We start from the raw sequence: 20,312 nt of genomic DNA, 5'->3' as shown, positions 1-20,312 counted from the left end.
ATACATTCCGGCCCGTAGCCACCGTGAGCGAAGGGTGAACAGTGTCCGAAACCTCTGCCGCCGACCCGGTACCGGCCGACGAGTACCCCGTGATCGTTGTCGGGGCCGGGCTGGCCGGTCTCGTCGCCACCTATGAGCTGACCCGGGCCGGACACCGGGTGCTCCTACTCGACCAGGAGAATCGCAACAACCTGGGTGGCCAGGCGTTCTGGTCGCTGGGCGGCCTGTTCTTGGTGGACAGCCCGGAGCAGCGGCGCCTCGGAATCAAGGACTCCTACGAGCTGGCGCTGCAGGACTGGCTGGGTTCGGCCGGGTTCGACCGTGACGACGAGGACCATTGGGCCCGGCAATGGGCCGAGGCCTACGTCCGGTTCGCCGCCACCGAGAAGCGCGACTATCTCTACGACCTCGGCCTGCGGGTGACCCCGCTGGTCGGCTGGGCCGAACGCGGCGGCGCCCTCGCCGACGGGCACGGGAACTCGGTACCGCGATTCCACATCTCCTGGGGTACCGGGCCGGGCATCCTCGAGGTGTTCCTGAATCCCGTGCTGGAAGCCGAGCGCAAGGGTCTGGTGCGCTTCGCGTTCCGGCACCGAGTGGACGAACTGCTCGTACACGACGGCGCGGTCACCGGGGTGCGCGGCAGCGTGCTCGAACCCACCGAACTCGCCCGCGGCGTCGCGTCCTCACGCACGGTGGTGGGCGAGTTCGAATTCCACGCCCGGGCCGTGCTCGTCACCTCCGGCGGCATCGGCCACAATCACGATCTCATCCGGCAGAACTGGCCGACGGAACGGCTCGGCCCCGCACCGCGCACCATGATCTCGGGAGTGCCCGCCCATGTGGATGGACGGATGCTCGGTATCTCCGAATCGGCCGGCGCGGCCCTGGTGAACCGGGACCGGATGTGGCACTACACCGAGGGCATCAACAACTGGGATCCGATCTGGCCCGATCACGCCATCCGGATCATTCCCGGCCCGTCCTCGCTGTGGTTCGACGCGAACGGTAAACGGCTGCCCGCGCCGTGCTTCCCCGGTTTCGATACCAACTCGACCATGAAGGCGATCCTGGCGACCGGCCACGACTATTCGTGGTTCGTGCTGACCCAGTCGATCATCGAGAAGGAGTTCGCGCTCTCCGGGTCCGAGCAGAATCCGGATATTACCAGCAAGGACCGGCTCACCACGGTCCGCAGCCGTTTCACCAAGGGCGCCCCGCAGCCGGTGGAGGCGTTCAAGGAGCACGGGGTCGATTTCGTGGTGGCCGATACGCTGCGCGAACTCGTCGACGGGATGAACGGCCTCGCCCGCGGCCCACAACTGGACTACGCCGCGATGGAACGGCAGATCGTGGCCCGCGATCGCGAGATCACCAACAAGTTCAGCAAGGACGCCCAGGTGACCGCGATCCACAACGCGCGCACCTTCTTCGGCGACCGCACCGCCCGGGTCGCCAAACCGCATCGCATCCTCGATCCGGCCACCGGCCCGCTCATCGCGGTCCGGCTCAATATCCTGACCCGCAAAACCCTCGGCGGACTGCAGACCGATCTGCATTCCCGGGTGATGCGACCCGACGGCAGCCCGCTGCCCGGCCTCTACGCCGCCGGCGAGGTCGCCGGATTCGGCGGCGGCGGCGTACACGGCTACAACGCTCTGGAAGGCACGTTCCTGGGCGGCTGCATCTTCTCCGGCCGCACCGCCGGACGCGCCCTCGCCACCGCGCTGGACCACGCCTGAACGGACGGTCCGGCCTGCCACGGGCCGGACCGCCGTTCTAGTCCTGGGAGAGCAGCCGTCCCGCCTCGGCGGCGAGTGCCGACAGCTGCCGGGCCTGCCGTCCGGTATCGATCGCCGGACGACCGGAACCGATCCGGGTGGCCAGCGACAACGCCGCGACCGTGACCCCGCGGCGGCGTACCGGTACCGCCACACAGCCGATACCGGTGACCGCTTCCTCGTTGTCGACGGCGACACCCTGCCTGCTGCGGATTCGCGCCAGCTCCCGGTGCAGTTCCAGCCGGTCACCGATGGTGCGCGGGGTCAGCCGGGGAAGTTGTTCGCGCAGTGAGTTTTCCACCACACCGGGGTCCACGCCGGCCAGCAGCGCCTTGCCCAGTGCGGTGCTGTGCGCCGGCAATCTACCGCCGACCCGGGTCGGGACGGCCGCGCTCTGCCGGCCGCCGGTCTTGTCCAGATAGACGACGTCGCGGCCGTCGAGCACCCCCAGATGCCCGACCGACAGGGTGCGCTGGCACAACTCGTGTAGCAGGGGGCCGATCACGGCCCGTAATTCGTTGTGGCCCGCGGCCAGCCCACCCAGCTCGAGGGTGCGCAGGCCCAGCCGGTAACCACCCGGGTAGTGCGCCAGCCAGCGCAACCGGATCATCTGGTCCAGGATGCGATGGACCGTGGAACGCGGCAAACCGGTGCGTTCCACCAGATCCTGCAGCGTGAGCACGGGCGTCGCCGGCTCGAAAGCGTCCAGGATCACTGTCATCCGCTCGATCATCGACACCGGGGGCGTGGGCCGGGCCGGGGATCGCGCACCCCGCCACGACCCGCCCGGCTCCGGGTCGGCCAGCACCTCGACCGTCATGACTTACCTCCATCGTGCAGCCCGGCCAGCATATGCGCAGCGAACCGCACCGTACCGACGATGCCCCTTTCCGGACCTGTGCAAACCATCACAGGTCACTCAGCTCGGCAGGAAGGGGGCGTTGAAAACACTGCACAGCCACCGGCCATCCACCAGTTCCATCACCGTGGACACCGACAGCTCCCGCGTCGTCTCTGCCTCGCCCGCAACCTGGTTGAGGGTGCTGATCTGCACCTGGACGTCGGCGCGGGTGTCGCCGTCGGTCATGGTCGCCGTACAGCTGGTATCCCCCGCCCGGGACCGCTCCGAGTCGGCGGAGATCAGTACCCGGGCCATCGGCAGCACGGTGGCGGCCTGGCTCTTCCACTGTCCGGTGGCGCCGGCCTGTACCTTCTGTTCCCAGCCCGCCGGGTCATCGTAGTCGTAGCTCGCGACGAGCGCGGTGTACGCGCAGGCCGCTTGTTCGGCGGCGGTTTTCGCCTCGGCGAGAGGCGGCGCGGACGCATGACCCCCACCGCGTACGAGACCGGTGAGCCAGGCCGTGGCGGCGAACACCGAGACCACGACGACGGCCGCGAGCACCAGGAGCAGGCGGCGGCGCGGACGCCGGGGCCCGGCCTGCCCGGCCGCGGGGGGCGGAGACGGAACCGGCAGGGTGCGTACGGCCGGCACGGTCACCGCCGGCTCGGTGAGTGCGCGCCGCGCGGCCAGGGCCAATTCACCACAGCCGGAGAATCTTTCGTCCCGGTCTTTGGCCATGGCGCGCGCGATGACACCGTCGAATCCGGACGGTAGCCGTGGATCCACCGCGCAGGGCCGCGGGACCGGGGCATTGAGATGGGCGTTGACAAGTGCGCCGGTGGTCGTGGCCGGATACGGCAAGCGCCCGGTCAGTAGGTAGTAGAGGGTGCAGCCGAGCGAGTACACATCGGCGCGGCGGTCGATATCGGGGCGCATCTCGAACTGTTCGGGCGCCGCGTAGTGAAAACTCGCGTACAGCTCTCCGGTACGAGTGAGTCCGTCGGTGCGGTCCAGCGCCTTGGCGATACCGAAATCGGAGAGGTACACCTGCTGCTGGTCACCCCAGGCCAACAGGATGTTCGCCGGTTTCACGTCTCGGTGCAGGACCCCCGCCGCGTGGGCGTGGTCGAGGGCGCGCGCGGTCTCCTCGGTGATCCGCACCGCGTGCTCGGGCCGCACGGGCCCGCGCCGCAATACCGCCGCCACATCGGTGCCCTCGATGTACTGGATCGCCATCCACAGCCGGCCCTGCTCCTCGCCGCGCGCGTATACGGCGACGATATTGGGATGGGACAGCCGCGCCGCAGTATCGGCCTCGCGCAGGAAACGGGCCCGAAGATCACGATCGTCGCCGGCGATGGGGGTCAGCAACTTCAGGGCCGCGGGCCGCGGTAGGTCACGGTCGCGGGCGAGATAGACCTCGCCCATACCGCCGGCACCCAGCAGGCGGTCGATCCGGTAACCGGCGAAGATCCGGCCCGGTTCGAGACCGCTCTTCACGCGGTGCGCAGACCGGGCCAGCCGTAGGCCTGCGGTCCGGGTGCGGACCCCGCCCGGCCGGCCGTGGTCGGCGTAGGCGCCGAGGGCGCGGCGGCCGTGGGCTGGGCGATGTGGTTCTCGCGGCGGAACTCGTCGATATCCATCCAGCGCACCTGCTGGACGAGTTCCTCGAGTTGGTCGCCGGGCAGGAATCCGGCCTTGGAGTACACCAGCGTGCCCTCGCGGAAGGCCATCAGCCACGGGTAGCGGTCTACCTGGCCGGCGGCCGCGAGCGCGGGTTCGGCCTCGGCTTCCACGGTGGCGTGCACGATATCGCGATGTAACTCCGAGGACTCCTCGAACACCGGCGCGAACCGGGTGCACCAACCACACCAGGTCGCCCAGAAGTCCACCAGCACTATGTGATTGGTGGACACCACCGTCTGGAAGCTCTGCTGGGTCAGTGGCGTCGTCGGCATGGTCGTCCTCCCGCGGCCCGATTCCGGACCGCCCCGCGTGCGTACTGGCCCGTCCGGAATCCTCGCACGAACGGGCAACGGCCGCCGGGGAGAAAGGCGCACTCCCCGACCGCCGATATCCGGCAGCCTACGCGGCCGGGACGACGACGAGCAGCCCGGCCGCGTACCCCGGGTGGCGGCCCCGGCCACCACCCGGCCGTACCTGTGACGATAACGTGTTCTCATGAGCGATAACGAGGCCGGTAACGCCCTGCCCGATGCCGAGCATCACGAGGGCGGATTCCGGCCGATGTCGGAGTTGATGGAGGCGGTCCGCACTGTCGACACCAGCCGCGGCGGCCCGCACTACGGCGATTTCGTGGAACAGGTGCGCACGCTCATGGACCGTGCCCGGCTGGCCGTGCCGCCGGACGATCTGGTACAGGAAGCGGCGGGCATCCTGGAGAAGTTGAACGACCGGCTGGGCGCCCATGTCGGCGAGGAATGGGACGCGCCGGGCTGGACCCGGTTCGATCTGCCCTCCCGCGGAAACGTCACCCTGCCCCCGTACCAGGTGGATCGGGTGAACCGCGACGGTGTGCAGGCCCGGATCACCTATCGCACCTTTCATCTCGGCGGTAACGCCGCCGCGCACGGCGGCTACATCTCGCTGGGCTTCGACGATCTGATGGGGCTGGCCGGTTCGGCGCACTCCGGGTCGGTGACCCGGACGGCATCGCTCACGGTGGATTACCGGTCGATCACACCGTTGAACAAGGAGCTGGCACTGCACGCCTGGGCCGAACGCCGAGAGGGCCGCAAGGTCTGGATCAAGGCCACCCTGCACGACGGCGACCGGCTCTGCGCCGAGGCCCACGGTCTGTTCATCGTTTTGAAGCCCGGGCAGCCCTGACCTCACACCGGCCGGCCACCGCCGCGGAGAACGGGTGGTGGCCGGCCGGATGCCGTATCGGGCACGGTGCGCCGGGCGGGGCGGCGCCGCCGGTTTCCCGGTCCAGCCGCCCGCCGGATACCGCTCAGGCCCGGCTGCCACCCGGGTAGTGCGCGTCCAGGTAGGGCGCGAACGCGGCGTCCACCCCCTCCGGCGTCAGCCCGAAATCGTCCAGCGAGTACTTGTGGACGGGCCGGGCCGCGCCCGAGGTGGATTCACCGTGCAGAGCGGTCATCCGTGCCCGGGCCGCGTCGGTGAACTCGATGCCGAACTGCGTGTAGATCTTCTCGACGGTGCCGATCGGGTCGGTCACGAAATCCTCGTAGTACACATCGCAGAACTGCGCCGCCGGATACTTCCTCCGGTCTTCGAGGAAGGTCGTCGCGCCGCGCGACCACAGTTCCAGCTGCGCGGCCCCCACCACGGGTCCGCGGAACTTCTCCGACCAGCCCGCGGTCGCCTGTTCGTTCAGGCTGCAGACCGAGGCGACGATGGTGCGCGGTACCCGGTGCATCTGGATCACCAGGGCGTCGGGGTAGACGGCGAGCAGCGCGTCGAGGGCGAACAGATGGCTCGGATTCTTCAGCACCCACCGCCGGCCGGGGTCGTTGAGGCCGATCAGTTGCAGATTCCGGCGATGCCGGGCGTAGGCCGGTGTCCAGTCCTGCTCACGTAGCCATTCCGAGTAGCGGGGCAGATAGCCCAGGCACTCGTAGGAGACCGACATCGCCGACTGCCGTAGCAACTGCCAGCACTCCTCCACCTGGTCCGCGGAGATATGGTGCACGCCCATGAATTCGGGATGCTCCACATGATGTTTCTCGTAACCGGCCTGCAGGCGCGCGAACACCGGGTTCTGTTCCCAGGTCTCGCGGGGCGGGCGGGGTTGCGGCATCTCGGTCAGCCACATCTCCAGGCCCTGGTGGCCGGGGTCGGCGGTGAGCAGGCGGTGCACCGCTGTGGTGCCCGAGCGCGGTAGCCCGGTCACGAAGATCGGTCGTTCGATCGCGAGCTCGGCGTGCTGCGGGTACTTCTTCCACCCGGCTTCGCTCAGGGCCCGGGCGATCAGGGCGCCGCGCAGCAGCGCGCGATTGACCTTGTTGCCGAACGGGGTGAGTTCGGCGTCGTGTTCATAGGACTCCAGCAGCACCGACAGGCCGGTGCGGTAGTCGTCGTCGCCGAAATCGTCGAGTCCGACCACCTTGGTGGCGGAGGCGTGCAGATCGTCGATGGTCCCGACGTCATCCCTGCCGATCATCTCTTCTAACTCCTCAGTGGTGGAATTCGCCGCAGTTCACGTCGAGACAGGTGCCGGTGATCGCCCGCGACATCGTGGAGGCGAAGAAGACGACCGCGTCGGCGATCTCGTCGGGTTCGGGCAGCCGGCGCAGGTCGATATCGGCGGCGGTCTCGCGGTAGATATCGTCCGCGCTCACCCCGCGCTGCTGGGCCAGATAGTCGAAATACCACTTCAGCGTGTCGGCCCAGATCCAGCCCGGAGCCACGGAATTGACCCGGATTCCGCGCGGTCCCAGTTCGGTGGCCAGGCTCTGCGCGAGCGCCAGCAGTGTGGTCTTGGCCATCTTGTAGGGGCCGTAGGGCTGCCGGGAGTGCCGCAGCACCGCCGAGTTGATCATCACCACCGAGCCCTTGCTCTCGGCCAGGGCGGGGGCGAACAGGCGGGTCAACCGCAGGGCGGCGAAGACATTGGTCTCCAGGTTGGTCCGCAGATCGTCGAAGGCCACCTCGGCGAGATCGACCATGGGCGGCATGGCGAAGGCATTGTTCACCAGCGCGTCGACCCGGCCGAACTCCGCGTGAGCGGTGGTGACCAGATTCTGCGCGGCGGCGTCGTCGGTGATATCGGTGGGCACCACCAGCGCCCGCCGGCCGAGTTCCTCGACCCGGGCCGCGACCTTGCGCAGCCGCTTCTCGGTGCGCGATACCAGCACCACATCGGCACCGGCCTCAGCGCTCCGCAGCGCGATCGCCTGTCCCAGCCCCGGGCCGATTCCGGAGACGACGACGACCTTGTCCTGCAGCGACATCAGCCGAGCATCCTCTCCGCCACCGCGGCCTGCCGGACCGCGATCCGGGCTTTCCAGTCCTGCGGGGAGATGCGCGACTCCTTGTAATACGGCAGCCGGTCGGGCAGTTCGTCGAAGGACACCAATTCCACGGCCGGCCCGTCCTCCGGTGTCATCTCGCGGGACAGCCGCTGCCACCGGAACTGCAGATAGGCGCGGTCGTGGCCGGTGCGTTCGATCCAGTTGATCAGGCCCGGATCGCGTTCGCTGATCACCAGCCGGATCATCCCGTCGGGATCGACATTGGCCTGATCGGCATTGAGACTGGTCTGGTGGTTGATGTAGTCCAGCGACAGATACCACATACTGCCGAGTTGGAAGCCCTGGTAAGGGGCGTCGGACTTGGGCACGGTCAGGATCATGACCTGGTCGTCGGTGAGGTCGTAGTGTCCGACCGAGGAGAACTGGGTGGACAGACCGCCGGGGGTGCGCCGGGGTTCGGTCATGGTGTTGACCGGCAGGTTCAGATAGAACCATTCGGGGAAGGCCAGAAAGGTCTTCAGCCGTGACACCAGCATCTTGCCCGCGACCTCGTAGCGTTTGGCCATCAGGTCGGAGGTGATGGCCGGCGGGGCGGAGCCCACGGTGTCGACCCGGCCGATGCGGACGGTACCGGCTTTCTCGTTCGCCCAGTCGCCGTAGACTTCCCGGACCGCGAGCATGCTGGAATCCGCCGCGAGTTGGATATGGTTGCGGCCACCCGGGCCGGGGCCCAGAGTCAGTTCGTAGCTGCCGTCGGCGGCGATATCGATGGAGCGGTCGTCGAAGGCGGTCTCCCCGCCGGGGACCTCGGTCGGCGAGTAGTTGCCGTTGAGTACCTGGAAGCTCAGGTCACGGGTGGTACCGCGGGTGCCGGTGACCACGTACTCGGCGTCTGGCCGCAGGTTGGCGTGCCAGTAGAGGGTGTCCGGGTTGTCCAGGGCCATCTTGGTGTAGGGCCCGGTGGACTGGACGAAGAACGGGAAGTCCCGCTCGAAGGCCCACGACATCTGGATGGCGGCACGGATACTGCCCGCGAGGTAGTCGTACCCCTCGGCGAGATCCTGTGCGGTGCGGATATGCGGGGCACTCTTGATGATTTCCTCGGCGGCGGCGATCGATTCCGCGAACGGCTGGGTCAGCACGATACTCCCGATGTTCCATATATGTACCGCCCTGGTACATTGCGATACCGAGAAGATTAGAACCTGTTCTAGGAGTGGTCAATGACGGCAGAGGTTTCGGAGGTGCGCGAAGTCGGGCGCCGGTCCGCTCCCACCCAGCGCGTGGTCCAGGTGATCGACTATGTCGTCGCCCGGCGCGGCCGCCGGACCGGACTTTCCGAAATGGCCCGCGACCTGGGCCTGGCCAAACCCACCTGCCTGGGCATCCTCACCGAGCTCACCGCGGCCGGCTACCTCACCCGCGATCCGCGCACTCGCGAATATGGCCCGGGCCCGGCCCTGATCGCCGCGGGCCGGGTGGCCCAGGAAAGTTTCTCCATCGCCGCGCTCGCCCATCCCGAACTGGAACGATTGAGCGCGACCTACGGCACCACCTGCACCGCCTCCGCGGTGGTAGGCGAACGGATCAGCGTCCTGGACAGCGCCGGACCGGCAATGGTGCAGGTCGGGGCCACCTACCGGTTCGCCCCACCGGTCGGGCTCATGTACGTGCTCTGGGACACCGAGGCCGCTTTCGACGCCTGGCGCGCTACCGCGCCGACCGTCCCGCTACACCAGGACGAGACCCTGCTGCGCCATATCGTGGCCGAATGCCGCGAGCGCGGCTACCTGGTGGAGAGCATGACCGGTGCGGGCCGCCGGCTGTATTCACTGCTCGCCGGAGTAGCCGGGCTGGATCTGCCCGAGGAGCTGCGCACCGCGGTCGCCGAGTTGGTCGGCACCCTCGGCGAACGGGTCTATCTGGGCTCCGACCTGCGACCGCGCAAGGAACATCCGGTGAGCCTGCTCGCCGCACCGACCTACGACGTGGCCGGCCGCCAGCAACTGGTGCTCACCATGTACGTCGGCAAACCGATCACCGGCGCGGAAATCGCTCGCCGGGGCGCCGCACTGGTGGCCGCGGCCGACGCGGTCACCGCCGCGGCGGGTGGCCGGCCGCCGACAAACCGTTGACCGAACATAGAAACGTGTTCTAGTTTTTAGGCGTGAGCCAGCACACGAAGTCGGCGGCGAGTACATACGAGCTCTCGCATCAGGCCGCACTCGAGGCCGAATCGGTCCATATCCTCCGGGAGGTGGCCGCCACCTTCGAACGTCCCGTCCTGCTGTTCTCCGGCGGCAAGGATTCGGTGGTGATGTTGCATCTGGCCACCAAGGCGTTCTGGCCGGCCCCGGTCCCCTTCCCGATCCTGCACATCGACACCGGGCACAATTTCGACGAGGTGATCGCCTATCGCGACGCCGCCGTCGCGAAGTACGGGTTACGCCTGCTCGTCGGCCGGGTCCAGGACGATATCGACGCCGGGCGGGTCACCGAGGACACCGGTCCCCGGTCCAGCCGCAACCGGTTGCAGACCGCCACCCTGCTGCGCACCCTGCGCGAGGGCCGGTTCGACGCGGTCTTCGGCGGCGCCCGGCGCGACGAGGAGAAGGCCCGCGCCAAGGAACGGGTCTTCAGTTTCCGCGACGAATTCGGCCAGTGGGATCCGCGCCGGCAGCGCCCCGAACTGTGGAACCTCTACAACGGCAAACACCGCCCCGGCGAACATATCCGGGTGTTTCCTCTGTCCAACTGGACCGAACTCGATATCTGGACCTATATCGCGAGCGAAGGTATCGACCTGCCGTCGCTGTACTACGCGCACCGCCGCCCGGTGGTCCAGCGCGACGGCATGCTGCTCGCGCACACCAGGTTCCTGACCCTGCTCGACGGCGAGGAAACCCAGGAAGCGCTGGTGCGCTTCCGCACCGTGGGCGACGCCACCTGCACCGGCTGCGTGGAATCGACCGCCGCCACCCCCGCCGAGGTCGTCGAGGAAGTGGCGACCGCGCGGGTCACCGAACGCGGCGCGACCCGCGCCGACGACCGGATCTCCGAGGCCGGGATGGAAGACCGTAAACGAGAGGGCTACTTCTGATGAGCACCCTGCTGCGCCTGGCCACCGCGGGCAGCGTCGACGACGGGAAGTCCACGCTGATCGGACGGCTCCTCTTCGATTCCAAAACCCTGTTCACCGACCAGCTCGACGCGGTGGAACGCACCAGCCGTGAACGTGGCCAGGGCTACCCCGATCTCGCGCTGCTCACCGACGGCCTGCGCGCCGAACGCGAGCAGGGCATCACCATCGATGTCGCGCACCGCTATTTCGCGACCCCGCGGCGCAAGTTCATCATCGCCGACACCCCGGGGCATGTGCAGTACACCCGCAATATGGTCACCGGAGCCTCCACCGCCGACCTCGCGCTCGTCCTGGTCGACGCCCGGCACGGGGTGGTCGAACAGACCCGCCGGCACGCGTTCCTGGCCTCGCTGCTGGGCGTCCCGCACCTGGTGCTGTGTGTGAACAAGATGGATCTGGTGGATTATTCGGCGCAGCGGTTCGCCGAGATCCGGGAGGAATTCGCCGGTTTCGCCTCCCGACTGCAGATCGCCGACCTGACCTTCATCCCGATGTCGGCGCTGCACGGCGACAATATCGTGCACCGCAGCGCCACCATGGACTGGTACGAGGGCACCCCGCTACTGCACCACCTCGAAGAGGTGCATATCGCCTCGGACCGCAACCTCATCGACGCGCGCCTGCCGGTGCAGTACGTGATCCGCAGCCACACACCGGATTTCCGCGGCTACGCGGGCACCGTCGCCAGCGGGGTCTGGTCAGCCGGCGACGAGATCAGCGTGCTGCCCTCGGGTCTCACGACCACGGTCACCGGGATCTGGGGGCCCGGCGGGGTACCGCTCGAGCAGGCGTTCCCCCCGCAGGCGGTCACGGTTGCCCTCGCCGATCAACTCGATATCGGCCGCGGCGATATGCTCTGCCGGCCCGCCAACCGCCCGCAGGTCGGCCGGGATCTGGACACCATGGTGTGCTGGTTCAGCGACGAGGGCCGGCTGCGCCCCGGCGCATCCTATACCGTCCGCCACACCACCCGCAGTATGCCCGCGCAGATCCGCTCGCTGGACTACCGCCTCGATGTGAACACGCTGCACCGGGACGAGGAGGCGACCGCGCTGTCGCTCAACGAGATCGGCCGGGTGCAGTTGCGCACCCGGCAGCCGCTGCAGTTCGACCCGTATCGCCGTAACCGCACCACGGGTAGTTTCCTGCTGGTCGACGACACTACCGGCGATACCGTGGGCGCCGGGATGATCACCGGGCCGAGCCTGCCCTCCTCTCGGGTGGTGTGGCACGCGAGCGCGGTGGAGCGGTCCGAACGCGTGACCCGGGGGCTGACCGTCTGGCTCACCGGACTGTCGGGGTCCGGGAAATCCTCGGTGGCGGTGGAACTCGAGCGCCGCCTGGTGGCCGCGGGGCGCCCGGCGTTTCTGCTCGACGGCGACAATCTGCGCCACGGCCTGAACGCGGATCTGGGTTTCGGCGCGGCCGATCGCACCGAGAACATCCGCCGGGTGGGTGAGGTCGCCCGGCTGTTCGCCGAATCCGGAACCGTCGCCATCGTCTCGCTCATCAGCCCCTACCGGGCCGATCGCGAGCGTGCGCGGGACACGCACACCGCCGCGGGCATTCCCTTCGTGGAGGTTTTCGTGGACACCCCGCTGGAGGTGTGCGAGGCCCGCGACCCCAAGGGCCTCTACGCGAAGGCCCGGGCCGGCGAGGTTCGTGGTTTCACCGGTATCGATGATCCCTACGAGGCGCCGATCGCACCGGCACTGATGCTGCGCCCGGAGGACGGCGATCCGGCCGCCATGGCCGGCGCGATCCTGGCGCTGCTCGCCCGGGAGGAGAGCGCCTGACCCGCGCGGTGGTAGGAACCGGTGGGAGCCGTCGGCGGGACCGGTTTCGTCGGCGCTCGGTCGCGGCGCCCGACGGGATCGCGCGGCGCCCACCGCCCAGGCCGTGTTCTGCCCGGTACTCCTGGATTCAGGAGTTTCCGCCGACCGGGTGCGTCGCGGATCACGCTCCGTCCGGTTTCCGAGCCCTCGCGGGTGCGGGGACCAGGAGCACAGGCCGGTGGGCGTGGTGGACCAGCGTTGTGGAGACCGATCCCCCCAGCAGCCGCTCCAGCAGCGATACCAGCCCGCCGCGGGAAGCACCGATGATGATCATCTCCGCGTCGTAGGCGTCGGCGAGCCCGGCCAGCAGCTGCGCCGGGCGACCCGGGCGGCTGTAGTAGGCCCAGGGCCCCGCTGCGTGTTCGAGCATCGTGCAGGCCGTACGACGTTCCCGCTCGACCGCCTCGGTCACGGCTCGTTCCCAGTCCGCCGCATCGGGGTCGATCGGCAGGTCGTCGGTGTCGACGATATGCGCCACATGCAGGAACGCGCCGATCCGGGCCCCGAGGTCGAGCGCGTAGGACAGGGCGGCGTGGCCGGCCGGGTGGCGGTCGAACCCGACCACCAGATGGCAGCGGGCCACGGTGGGCGATATGGGGCCGTCGATCCGGTGCGGAGCCCGCCAACCCGCACCGCCGGGTGGGGGCTTGCGGTCGTCGTGGTCGGTCATCACTCCCCACTCCTCACAGTCCGGCCAGCGCCAGGCCGGCACCGCCGGCCGCCAGTGTGATCAGCAGGCTGCCGAACGCGTTACCGGTCGCCGCCGCGTAGCGCTGGTTCTGGATCAGGCGCACGGTCTCGAAACTGGCGGTACTGAAGGTGGTGTACCCGCCACAGAACCCGACACCGACAATCAGTTCGAGGTCACGGGCGGCACCGTGGAACAGCACTACACCGGTGACGACCCCGAGGATGAGCGAACCGGTGACGTTGATCACCATCGTGGCCCAGGGAAACTGCGATGTGCGGCGATGCTTGATAACCCCGTCCAGCACGAACCGTGCCATCGCGCCGGCGCTGCCGGCGACCGCGATCCATACCGTGGTCATCACAGCCCTTTCGCCCGCCCGGACCGCATCCGCGCACCTACCGCGATACCCGTGGTGGTGGCCACCAGCCCGGCCGATACGGTGCCCACCGCGTAGGTGGCCGCGGACGACCAGTGGTGGCCCCGTAGCAACAGGTCGGTATCCACGGCCAAGGTGCTGTAGGTGGTGAATGCCCCCAGAAATCCGGTACCCACACCCAGCCGTGCCCGCCGCCGCCAGCCGTTGTCGGGTCCGAGCCGCGTCAACCCTTCGAGCAGCCAACCCAGCGCGAACGCACCGGCAGTGTTGATCGCGAACGTTGTCACCGGCCACTCACCCACCGAATGCGGAAACCACACACCGAGCTGGTATCGCAGCGGAGCACCGAACACCCCGCCGACCCCGACCGCCACGACCGCCCACACCCGCAGATGCAGCGGGGTGACAGCAGTGGTCGAAGTGTCGGGATCGATGGGTAGAGCCGGATGTGGATCCGCATGCTCGGCCATAGGACAGACTCCTTCCATGGGGGAAGGAACCATCAGCCCCCGGAATACGAGGCGGTTCAGACATCCCTGCGGGCGTCTCGGCGGAGATCCATCGCCGCGCCCAGCATAACCCGGCGGTGCCCGTGTACATGTGGCGCCTCACCACCGGAGGAAGGTCGGAGACCGGTGGTGGACCGGCAGAGCGCCGACCGCCGCACGACATTTGATACTCTGGCGATAACTTGTACCGAAAGGGTGTTATGCGGTCTACTCTGCTGTCCCGGCGCGACCTCGAGTTCCTGCTCCACGAATGGCTCGCGGTCGAGGACCTGACCCGGCGGCCGCGCTTCTCCGACCATTCACGCCAGACCTTCGACGCCGTCCTCGACCTGAGCGAACAGCTGGCCACCAGGTACTTCGCCACCCACAACAAACTCAACGACGCCCACGAGCCCGGCTTCGACGGCGAGACGGTCACCATCATCCCGGAGGTGCGCACCGCACTGACCGCGTTCGCCGACGCGGGCATGGTCGGGGCCACCATGGACGCGGAGCTGGGCGGCGCGCAACTCCCGGCCGCGGTGGCCCAGGCCGCCTTCGCCTGGTTCCACGCCGCCAACCCTGGTACCAGCGCTTACCCGCTGCTCACCATCGGCAACGCCAATCTGCTCATCGCGCACGCCGACGAAGAACTGGTGCGACGTTTCGTCCCACCGATGCTGGAAGGCCGCTACTTCGGCACCATGTGCCTGTCCGAACCCCAGGCCGGTTCCTCGCTGGCCGATATCGTCACCCGGGCCGAACCGCGCGATGACGGCACCTACCGCATCTTCGGCACCAAGATGTGGATCTCCGGCGGTGACCACGAACTCGGGGACAATATCGTGCACCTGGCGCTGGCCAAGATCCCCGGCGGGCCGGTGGGCACCAAGGGCATCTCACTGTTCGTGGTCCCCCGCTATCTGGTGAACGAGGACGGTTCCCGCGGCGAACGCAATGACGTGACGCTGGCCGGGCTCAATCACAAGATGGGTTTCCGCGGCACCGTCAATACCGTGCTCAACTTCGGTGAGGGCCGCTGGACGCCGGACGGCTCCCCCGGCGCGATCGGCTATCTGGTCGGTGCACCGCACCAGGGGCTGAAGTACATGTTCCACATGATGAACGAGGCCCGCAGCGGAGTCGGGCTGGTCGCCGCGGCACTCGGCTACACCGGCTACCTCGAATCGCTCGAGTACGCCCGCGACCGCCCCCAGGGCCGCACCAAGGGCGCCGCCGACCCGGCCTCCCCGCAGCGCCCGATCATCGAACACGCCGATGTGAAGCGAATGTTGCTGGCGCAGAAGAGCTACGCCGAGGGCGGCTTGGCGTTGGTGCTGTACTGCGCGCGGCTCATCGACGAACAACGGACCGCCGCTTCCGACGACGAACGCCGCGCGCTCACCCTGCTGCTGGACATCCTCACCCCGATCGCCAAGAGCTGGCCCTCCCAGTGGTGTCTGACCGCCAACGATCTCGCCATCCAGGTCCTCGGCGGTTACGGCTACACCCGCGAGTACAACGTCGAACAGCACTACCGCGACAACCGGCTCAACCCGATCCACGAGGGGACGCACGGCATCCAGGGCCTGGACCTGCTGGGCCGCAAGGTGACCCAGCAATCGGGCGCGAGCCTGCGTGAACTCGACACCAGGATCCGGGAAACCCTCGCGGCCGCCCGGGCACTCGGCGGGGAGACCGCCGAGCTCGCCGACCGGCTCGACGAATCCTGGAGCCGGCTGGTCGCGGTGACCGGCGGCCTGTTCGCAGCCGGCGATATCGAGGTCGCCCTGGCCAACAGCTCGGTCTACCTGGAGGCGTTCGGCCATCATGTGGTGGCCTGGATCTGGCTGGCGCAGACGGTTGCCGCCCACGGCCGCGACGGCGACTTCTACGACGGCAAACGGCACGCCGCCCGCTACTTCTTCCGCCATGAGCTGCCCCGCACCGGCCCACAGCTGGATCTGCTCGCCGACCTCGACACCACCACCCTCGATATGCGCGAGAACTGGTTCTGACGGGTCGCGCGCATCCGGCCACCGGTTTCGCGGTGTACCGGCGCGAGATACGGGTGGCGGACGCGGCCGGTGGCCGAGCGCGGGCTCGACCACCGCTGTCGTCACCCCGACAGCACCGAAGCCTGTGTTGGGTGTATCTACATCTCATCGAGGACTACGCCCGGCTCAACGGGCACGCGGATCTGCTGCGCGAACGGATCGACGGGCGCACCAGGGACGGAGCCCCACCGGTCTCAGGCGGGACTTTCGGCCGCGCGCAGGACCGCGGCGGGGTGGCCGATCGTTCAGGCCCCGCCGTGGCGGTCGAGGAGAAGCTCCGCACCCTGGCCGGCCGCGCGGCGCCCGGCCTCTCGGTACCCGAGCACGTCGATGCCGATACGGCCTTCCATCGCGCCGTGATCGTGGCCGCGCACAACGACATACTGATCCAGCTGTTCGATACCTTCCTGCCGCGGCTGCGGATCGCGATGATCGATATGCTGCACATCCGCCCGCTCCCCTCCCCACCCACCGATCACGCGGCGCACGAGCGGCTCGCCGCCGCCATCGCCGCCCGCGACCCGGACGCCGCGACCACACTCAGCCGAGATCATCTGCGCGCCATCAAGGAGGCCTTCTAGTGACCACACCCGTCCTGGAGCTGACCGATGTCACTTTCCGGCGCGACGGCAACCAGATCATCGACGGTATCTCGCTCACGGTGCGCGCGGGTGAGCATTGGGCCCTGCTGGGCCCCAACGGCGCGGGCAAGAGCACACTCCTGGGTTTCTGCGGCGCCGTGACCCACCCGACCACCGGCACTGTCCGGGTGCTCGGCGAGCAGCTCGGCCGCGCCGAGCTGCAGCGGCTGCGGCGCTCGATCGGGCATGTCGACCCGCGGCATCCGCTGCGCTCACCGCTGCCGGTGCGCGATGTGGCGCTGACCGGACTCACCGGGACTGTGGACACCCCGCCGCGCTGGGCACCGACCGACGCCCAGATCGCGGCGGCGACAGAAGCACTCGTCGCGGTAGGAATGGCCGCGAAGGCCGAACGCTCCTGGTTCACCCTCTCCCAGGGGGAACGTGGGCGGACCCTCATCGCCCGCGCGCTGATCACCGCACCGCGCCTGCTACTACTCGACGAACCGACCACCGGGCTCGATGTGGCCGCCCGGGAACAGCTGCTGCATACGATCGACGCGCTGGACCGGGCCTACCCCGAACTCGCCTCCGTCCTGGTGACCCACCATCTCGAGGAGTTGCCGACCACGACCGGCCATGCGCTGCTGATCGCCAACGGGCGGACGGTCGCGGCGGGCCCGGCGGCCGAAACTATCACCACCACGAATATTTCCGCGGCGTTCGACCATCCAGTGCAGGTCACCCGGGAAGGCGGCCGGTGGTCGGCGCGATCCCCGCTGACCCAGCCGGTCCGACCCGCTCTACACTCGATACCCACGACCGGACCCCCACCGTTTTTAGATACACAAGACAATGCGTGTACCATAACGTGGTGACCACCGCGAGCCGCACTTCCAGACCGCCCGGCCGTCCGGCCTCGGCCACCCGGGAAGAAGTAGTAGCACTGGCCCGGCAGGCTTTCCTGGCCGGGGAACGGGTCGACATCCAGGCGATCGCCGCCCAGCTCAAACTGAGCCGCGCCTCCATCTACCGCTGGTTCGGTTCCCGCGACGGCGTGCTCGGCGCCGTGCTGGCCGGGGAATTCGAATCCCTCATCGAACGCGCGGACGCCCGCCGGCGCGAATCGGGCGCCCGGCGCATCCTCAGCGTGCTGGACCGGGTCAACCGCTGGATGGCCGGCAACGAACCGTTCCGCCAGTACTTCGAGAACGAGCCGCTGGCGGGCCTGCGCATCCTCACCGCGAGTGACGGCCCGGTCCAGCCACGCATCCTCGTCGCGGTGGAACAGCTCATCACCCGGGCCGAGGAGCAGGACGGCTACACACCCCGGCTGGAACGGTCACTGCTCGCCTACTCCCTGGTGCGGCTGGGCGAGGCATTCCTCTATCAGGACAACGTGACCGGGCTGCGCGGTGATGTGGACCGGTTACACCGGGTACAGACGGCCCTGCTGGGTATCGACCCACCCGGCAACTGAACATCGGCGAGGATCTCGGCATGGATGACGGAAACGGCGTCGCGGGACTGGTACTCGCCGCGGGCGCCGGCCGGCGTTTCGGAAAACCGAAGGCCGAGGTGCTGTTCGAGGGCGAACGGCTGGTCGACCGGGCCGTGCGCCTGCTCCGCGACGGGGGTTGCGCCCGGGTGGTCGTGGTCTCCGGCGCGGTAGAGCTGCGGGTGCGCGGGGCCACGGTGGTGCACAATCCACGGTGGGCGACCGGGATGGGTTCCTCGCTGACCACCGGCCTGGCGGCAGTCCACGAAACCGCGGCCGTGGTCGTCCCCGTCGATATGCCGTGGCTCGGTGCCAAAGCCGTCCGCAAACTGCTCACCTGCGGCGCCCGCCTCGCGACCGCCACCTACGTCGGCCGTCCCGGACATCCGGTGCTGCTCGGCGCCGAATACTTCGCGGCGGTGGCCGCCGAAGCGGTCGGCGATATCGGCGCGCGCGGATTCCTCGCCGCCAATTCCGCACTGGTTCAGCGGGTGCCGTGCGACGGAACCGGTTCGCCCGACGATGCCGACACCCCACAGGATCTGACCCGGTGATCGGCGGCGCGCATCCCGTCGGTTTCCCGCGGCCCCGGCGCCACGGTGCAGATCGGCGGCGGGGTGCCCGACAGCGAGCGCGCCGACCCGCCGTGGCGCAACGCGACGATTGCCGCCGCGCTCACCGCCCCGATCGCCGCACTCATCGGACCGGCCCGGAGGCCACCCACTGACGCGTGCTCGGAGCTCTTGGAGCGGAAGGTCCGGCGCGTGCATACACGCGCCGGACCTCTCGGTGTCAGCCGTTCAGCAGTTCCTGCATCTGCTGGATCTCGGCCCGCTGGGCATCGGCGATCTGCTGCGCCAGCGCCTTGGCGTCGGGGTCGGCACCCTCGGCCAGTTCGGTTCCGGCCATCTGCACCGCACCCTCGTGGTGGCCGATCATCATGGTGAGCCACATCCGGTCGAATTCCGGACCCCGGGCCGCCTCGAGCTGCATCATCTGCTCGTGGGTCATCATGCCCGGCATGGTTTCGTGGTCCATTCCGCCGTGCCCGCTGCCCTCGGGTACCGCGACGCCCCAGTCCCGTAGCCATCCGGTCATGGTGGTGATCTCCGGATCCTGCGCCTGCTGTATCCGCGCGGCCAGATCGATCACCGCCGGATCGCTCGAACGGGACGGCACCAGCGCGGCCATCTCCACGGCCTGGCGATGATGCGGGATCATCCCCTCGGCGAAACGGATATCGGCCTGATTGTGCGCACCGGCCGCCTGCTCGCTCGCCGTGGCGGTGCCGGCCGGCGACGAGGTCACCGGAGCGGTGTTGTCGTCACCGTTACCGCATCCGGTCAGTACGACCGCACTGATCAGGACCGCGAGCGCGGTTCCGGTGCGTAGTTTTCCGATCATGGTTGCTCCTGCGAATTCAAGTGTGTGTTGGGTGGGACCAAGCGGCACCGCGACCCGGGATACGGGTCCGGCGGGCGCCGATCACAACCGCAACACGCCCAGAACTGCCAGGCGCTGCGCTATGGGCACAGGTGGTGGCCGGGCCAGCGCCCGCGGCCGGGCCGTGGCCGCGGGCACCGGTTGCCTCGCGAACGGATATCGCCGCAGCGCCGCGAAGATCAGTACCGAGGCCAGCGCCGCCATCAGGACGGCCAGGCACAGGTGCAGTAGATCGTGGCCTGCACCGTGGCCGGCCGGGGCGTCGTCGCGCGGGGCCGTCACGTGCGCACCGGACGAGGACGGACAGCACGGCCGCGCCGCCTCCTCGCGCGCCCGTCCCACCTCCGGGACGAACGCCGCCGAGACGAGTGCCGGGGAGCCGGCCTCCGGATGGTGCGTCGTACTGCCGGCTCGGGCAGGCAGATGGTGCATACCCGAAACGGCCACCGCCAGCACAGCCGGTAGCAACCAGCGCGCCAGCACGCCCGCGAGACCGGAGTACACCGCTTGAATCTAACATCGGCCCGACGGGCGGGCCCCACCGCTCGCGCTCGCCGCACCTCGGCGGAGGCGCCGAGCGCGTTCCACGAGCCCACGCCCGGACGGCGGAACCCGCCGGAC

General features: G+C 68.9%; 20 protein-coding genes, 2 pseudogenes and 1 riboswitch. Of the genes and pseudogenes, 11 read left to right on the top strand and 11 right to left on the bottom strand.

Translation table 11 applies throughout. From position 1 onward, the window contains the following. Positions 1 to 41: 41 nt before the first annotated feature. Positions 42 to 1,742 carry an FAD-binding dehydrogenase gene (locus ACQPYS_RS13400; RefSeq protein WP_433492790.1) on the top strand — a complete coding sequence of 567 codons (1,701 nt, stop codon included), beginning with the start codon at positions 42 to 44 and terminating at the stop codon, positions 1,740 to 1,742. A gap of 37 nt (positions 1,743 to 1,779) precedes the next feature. Here ACQPYS_RS13400 and ACQPYS_RS13395 read toward each other — a convergent pair whose 3' ends face one another. From ACQPYS_RS13395 to ACQPYS_RS13385, 3 genes are all read right to left on the bottom strand, one after another. Further along, entirely contained in the window at positions 1,780 to 2,601 is an 822-nt protein-coding gene (locus ACQPYS_RS13395; protein ID WP_433492789.1) for an IclR family transcriptional regulator, read from the bottom strand. Positions 2,602 to 2,700: 99 nt separating this feature from the next. Further along, a complete protein-coding gene (locus tag ACQPYS_RS13390) occupies positions 2,701 to 4,122 on the bottom strand; it encodes a serine/threonine-protein kinase (RefSeq protein ID WP_433492788.1) in 1,422 nt (473 codons plus the stop codon). Then, positions 4,119 to 4,580: a thioredoxin family protein gene (locus ACQPYS_RS13385; RefSeq protein WP_433492787.1), complete on the bottom strand. Its 462-nt coding sequence runs from the start codon at positions 4,578 to 4,580 to the stop codon at positions 4,119 to 4,121. The genes ACQPYS_RS13390 and ACQPYS_RS13385 overlap by 4 nt, the downstream gene beginning before the upstream one ends. A gap of 223 nt (positions 4,581 to 4,803) precedes the next feature. Between ACQPYS_RS13385 and ACQPYS_RS13380 the strand changes: the two genes are divergently transcribed. Then, on the top strand, positions 4,804 to 5,472 hold the full coding sequence (locus ACQPYS_RS13380; RefSeq protein ID WP_433492786.1) for a PaaI family thioesterase: 669 nt from the start codon (positions 4,804 to 4,806) through the stop codon (positions 5,470 to 5,472). 124 nt (positions 5,473 to 5,596) lie between these two features. Here ACQPYS_RS13380 and ACQPYS_RS13375 read toward each other — a convergent pair whose 3' ends face one another. Genes ACQPYS_RS13375 through ACQPYS_RS13365 form a run of 3 tightly spaced genes read right to left on the bottom strand, consistent with a single transcriptional unit; the run spans position 5,597 to position 8,722 of the window. Next, on the bottom strand, positions 5,597 to 6,769 hold the full coding sequence (locus ACQPYS_RS13375) for a sulfotransferase family protein (protein WP_433492785.1): 1,173 nt from the start codon (positions 6,767 to 6,769) through the stop codon (positions 5,597 to 5,599). Between the two features lie 13 nt (positions 6,770 to 6,782). After that, a complete protein-coding gene (locus ACQPYS_RS13370; RefSeq protein ID WP_063034297.1) occupies positions 6,783 to 7,559 on the bottom strand; it encodes an SDR family oxidoreductase in 777 nt (258 codons plus the stop codon). Further along, positions 7,559 to 8,722 carry a hypothetical protein gene (locus ACQPYS_RS13365; RefSeq protein ID WP_433492784.1) on the bottom strand — a complete coding sequence of 388 codons (1,164 nt, stop codon included), beginning with the start codon at positions 8,720 to 8,722 and terminating at the stop codon, positions 7,559 to 7,561. Before ACQPYS_RS13365 ends, ACQPYS_RS13370 begins: the two co-directional genes overlap by 1 nt. Before the next feature lie 81 nt (positions 8,723 to 8,803). On the opposite strand from ACQPYS_RS13365, the gene ACQPYS_RS13360 reads away from it, so the two are divergent. From ACQPYS_RS13360 to cysC, 3 genes are read left to right on the top strand one after another with little or no spacing between them, the layout of a single operon-like run. After that, complete coding sequence (locus ACQPYS_RS13360; RefSeq protein ID WP_433492783.1) at positions 8,804 to 9,715, top strand: helix-turn-helix domain-containing protein; 912 nt, start codon at positions 8,804 to 8,806, stop codon at positions 9,713 to 9,715. 32 nt (positions 9,716 to 9,747) lie between these two features. Next, positions 9,748 to 10,680: a sulfate adenylyltransferase subunit CysD gene (gene cysD / locus ACQPYS_RS13355; protein WP_433492782.1), complete on the top strand. Its 933-nt coding sequence runs from the start codon at positions 9,748 to 9,750 to the stop codon at positions 10,678 to 10,680. After that, positions 10,680 to 12,518 (top strand): adenylyl-sulfate kinase, encoded by a 1,839-nt coding sequence (cysC, locus tag ACQPYS_RS13350; protein ID WP_433492781.1) that lies wholly within the window; start codon positions 10,680 to 10,682, stop codon positions 12,516 to 12,518. The genes cysD and cysC overlap by 1 nt, the downstream gene beginning before the upstream one ends. 160 nt (positions 12,519 to 12,678) lie before the next feature. Here the strand turns inward: cysC and ACQPYS_RS13345 are convergent, their stop codons facing one another. From ACQPYS_RS13345 to ACQPYS_RS13335, 3 genes are read right to left on the bottom strand one after another with little or no spacing between them, the layout of a single operon-like run. Next, positions 12,679 to 13,227, bottom strand: a complete 549-nt coding sequence (locus ACQPYS_RS13345; RefSeq protein ID WP_431938345.1) for a universal stress protein — start codon at positions 13,225 to 13,227, stop codon at positions 12,679 to 12,681. A gap of 13 nt (positions 13,228 to 13,240) precedes the next feature. Next, positions 13,241 to 13,606, bottom strand: a complete 366-nt coding sequence (gene crcB, locus ACQPYS_RS13340) for a fluoride efflux transporter CrcB (RefSeq protein ID WP_433492780.1) — start codon at positions 13,604 to 13,606, stop codon at positions 13,241 to 13,243. After that, complete coding sequence (locus tag ACQPYS_RS13335) at positions 13,606 to 14,094, bottom strand: fluoride efflux transporter FluC (RefSeq protein ID WP_431938346.1); 489 nt, start codon at positions 14,092 to 14,094, stop codon at positions 13,606 to 13,608. Before ACQPYS_RS13335 ends, crcB begins: the two co-directional genes overlap by 1 nt. A 16-nt stretch (positions 14,095 to 14,110) precedes the next feature. Continuing rightward, a riboswitch (Fluoride riboswitch) is annotated at positions 14,111 to 14,199 on the bottom strand. A gap of 134 nt (positions 14,200 to 14,333) precedes the next feature. Between ACQPYS_RS13335 and ACQPYS_RS13330 the strand changes: the two genes are divergently transcribed. The 6 genes and pseudogenes from ACQPYS_RS13330 to ACQPYS_RS13305 all read left to right on the top strand — a co-directional run bounded on the left by ACQPYS_RS13330 (position 14,334) and on the right by ACQPYS_RS13305 (position 18,802). Beyond that, on the top strand, positions 14,334 to 16,130 hold the full coding sequence (locus tag ACQPYS_RS13330; protein ID WP_433492779.1) for an acyl-CoA dehydrogenase: 1,797 nt from the start codon (positions 14,334 to 14,336) through the stop codon (positions 16,128 to 16,130). A 32-nt stretch (positions 16,131 to 16,162) separates the two neighbouring features. Next, positions 16,163 to 16,276, top strand: a pseudogene (locus ACQPYS_RS13325) (hypothetical protein); the annotation flags it as partial. Positions 16,277 to 16,447: 171 nt separating this feature from the next. After that, positions 16,448 to 16,750 (top strand): annotated as a pseudogene (locus ACQPYS_RS13320) (FadR/GntR family transcriptional regulator); the annotation flags it as partial. Next, positions 16,750 to 17,628, top strand: coding sequence for an ABC transporter ATP-binding protein (locus tag ACQPYS_RS13315; RefSeq protein WP_433492778.1), 879 nt, complete (start codon positions 16,750 to 16,752; stop codon positions 17,626 to 17,628). The pseudogene ACQPYS_RS13320 and the gene ACQPYS_RS13315, both read left to right, overlap by 1 nt. Further along, complete coding sequence (locus tag ACQPYS_RS13310; protein WP_245664375.1) at positions 17,625 to 18,230, top strand: QsdR family transcriptional regulator; 606 nt, start codon at positions 17,625 to 17,627, stop codon at positions 18,228 to 18,230. Before ACQPYS_RS13315 ends, ACQPYS_RS13310 begins: the two co-directional genes overlap by 4 nt. A gap of 20 nt (positions 18,231 to 18,250) precedes the next feature. Then, on the top strand, positions 18,251 to 18,802 hold the full coding sequence (locus ACQPYS_RS13305; protein WP_433492777.1) for a nucleotidyltransferase family protein: 552 nt from the start codon (positions 18,251 to 18,253) through the stop codon (positions 18,800 to 18,802). A gap of 238 nt (positions 18,803 to 19,040) precedes the next feature. Here the strand turns inward: ACQPYS_RS13305 and ACQPYS_RS13300 are convergent, their stop codons facing one another. Further along, complete coding sequence (locus ACQPYS_RS13300) at positions 19,041 to 19,652, bottom strand: DUF305 domain-containing protein (RefSeq protein WP_433492776.1); 612 nt, start codon at positions 19,650 to 19,652, stop codon at positions 19,041 to 19,043. 81 nt (positions 19,653 to 19,733) lie between these two features. Beyond that, positions 19,734 to 20,195 (bottom strand): hypothetical protein, encoded by a 462-nt coding sequence (locus ACQPYS_RS13295; RefSeq protein ID WP_433492775.1) that lies wholly within the window; start codon positions 20,193 to 20,195, stop codon positions 19,734 to 19,736. Positions 20,196 to 20,312: the final 117 nt, after the last annotated feature.

This window comes from Nocardia grenadensis, from assembly GCF_050942415.1.
Taxonomy (GTDB): Bacteria; Actinomycetota; Actinomycetes; order Mycobacteriales; family Mycobacteriaceae; genus Nocardia; species Nocardia grenadensis.
This window is presented reverse-complemented; position numbering and strand designations above follow the sequence as displayed.

Coding starts and splice junctions, on each gene's coding strand:
- ACQPYS_RS13395 (WP_433492789.1), bottom strand. CDS start 2,601: ATGACGGTCGAGGTGCTGGCCGACCCGGAGCCGGGCGGGTCGTGGCGG.
- ACQPYS_RS13385 (WP_433492787.1), bottom strand. CDS start 4,580: ATGCCGACGACGCCACTGACCCAGCAGAGCTTCCAGACGGTGGTGTCC.
- ACQPYS_RS13380 (WP_433492786.1), top strand. CDS start 4,804: ATGAGCGATAACGAGGCCGGTAACGCCCTGCCCGATGCCGAGCATCAC.
- ACQPYS_RS13375 (WP_433492785.1), bottom strand. CDS start 6,769: ATGATCGGCAGGGATGACGTCGGGACCATCGACGATCTGCACGCCTCC.
- ACQPYS_RS13370 (WP_063034297.1), bottom strand. CDS start 7,559: ATGTCGCTGCAGGACAAGGTCGTCGTCGTCTCCGGAATCGGCCCGGGG.
- ACQPYS_RS13360 (WP_433492783.1), top strand. CDS start 8,804: ATGACGGCAGAGGTTTCGGAGGTGCGCGAAGTCGGGCGCCGGTCCGCT.
- cysC (WP_433492781.1), top strand. CDS start 10,680: ATGAGCACCCTGCTGCGCCTGGCCACCGCGGGCAGCGTCGACGACGGG.
- ACQPYS_RS13345 (WP_431938345.1), bottom strand. CDS start 13,227: ATGACCGACCACGACGACCGCAAGCCCCCACCCGGCGGTGCGGGTTGG.
- crcB (WP_433492780.1), bottom strand. CDS start 13,606: ATGACCACGGTATGGATCGCGGTCGCCGGCAGCGCCGGCGCGATGGCA.
- ACQPYS_RS13335 (WP_431938346.1), bottom strand. CDS start 14,094: ATGGCCGAGCATGCGGATCCACATCCGGCTCTACCCATCGATCCCGAC.
- ACQPYS_RS13330 (WP_433492779.1), top strand. CDS start 14,334: ATGCGGTCTACTCTGCTGTCCCGGCGCGACCTCGAGTTCCTGCTCCAC.
- ACQPYS_RS13305 (WP_433492777.1), top strand. CDS start 18,251: ATGGATGACGGAAACGGCGTCGCGGGACTGGTACTCGCCGCGGGCGCC.
- ACQPYS_RS13300 (WP_433492776.1), bottom strand. CDS start 19,652: ATGATCGGAAAACTACGCACCGGAACCGCGCTCGCGGTCCTGATCAGT.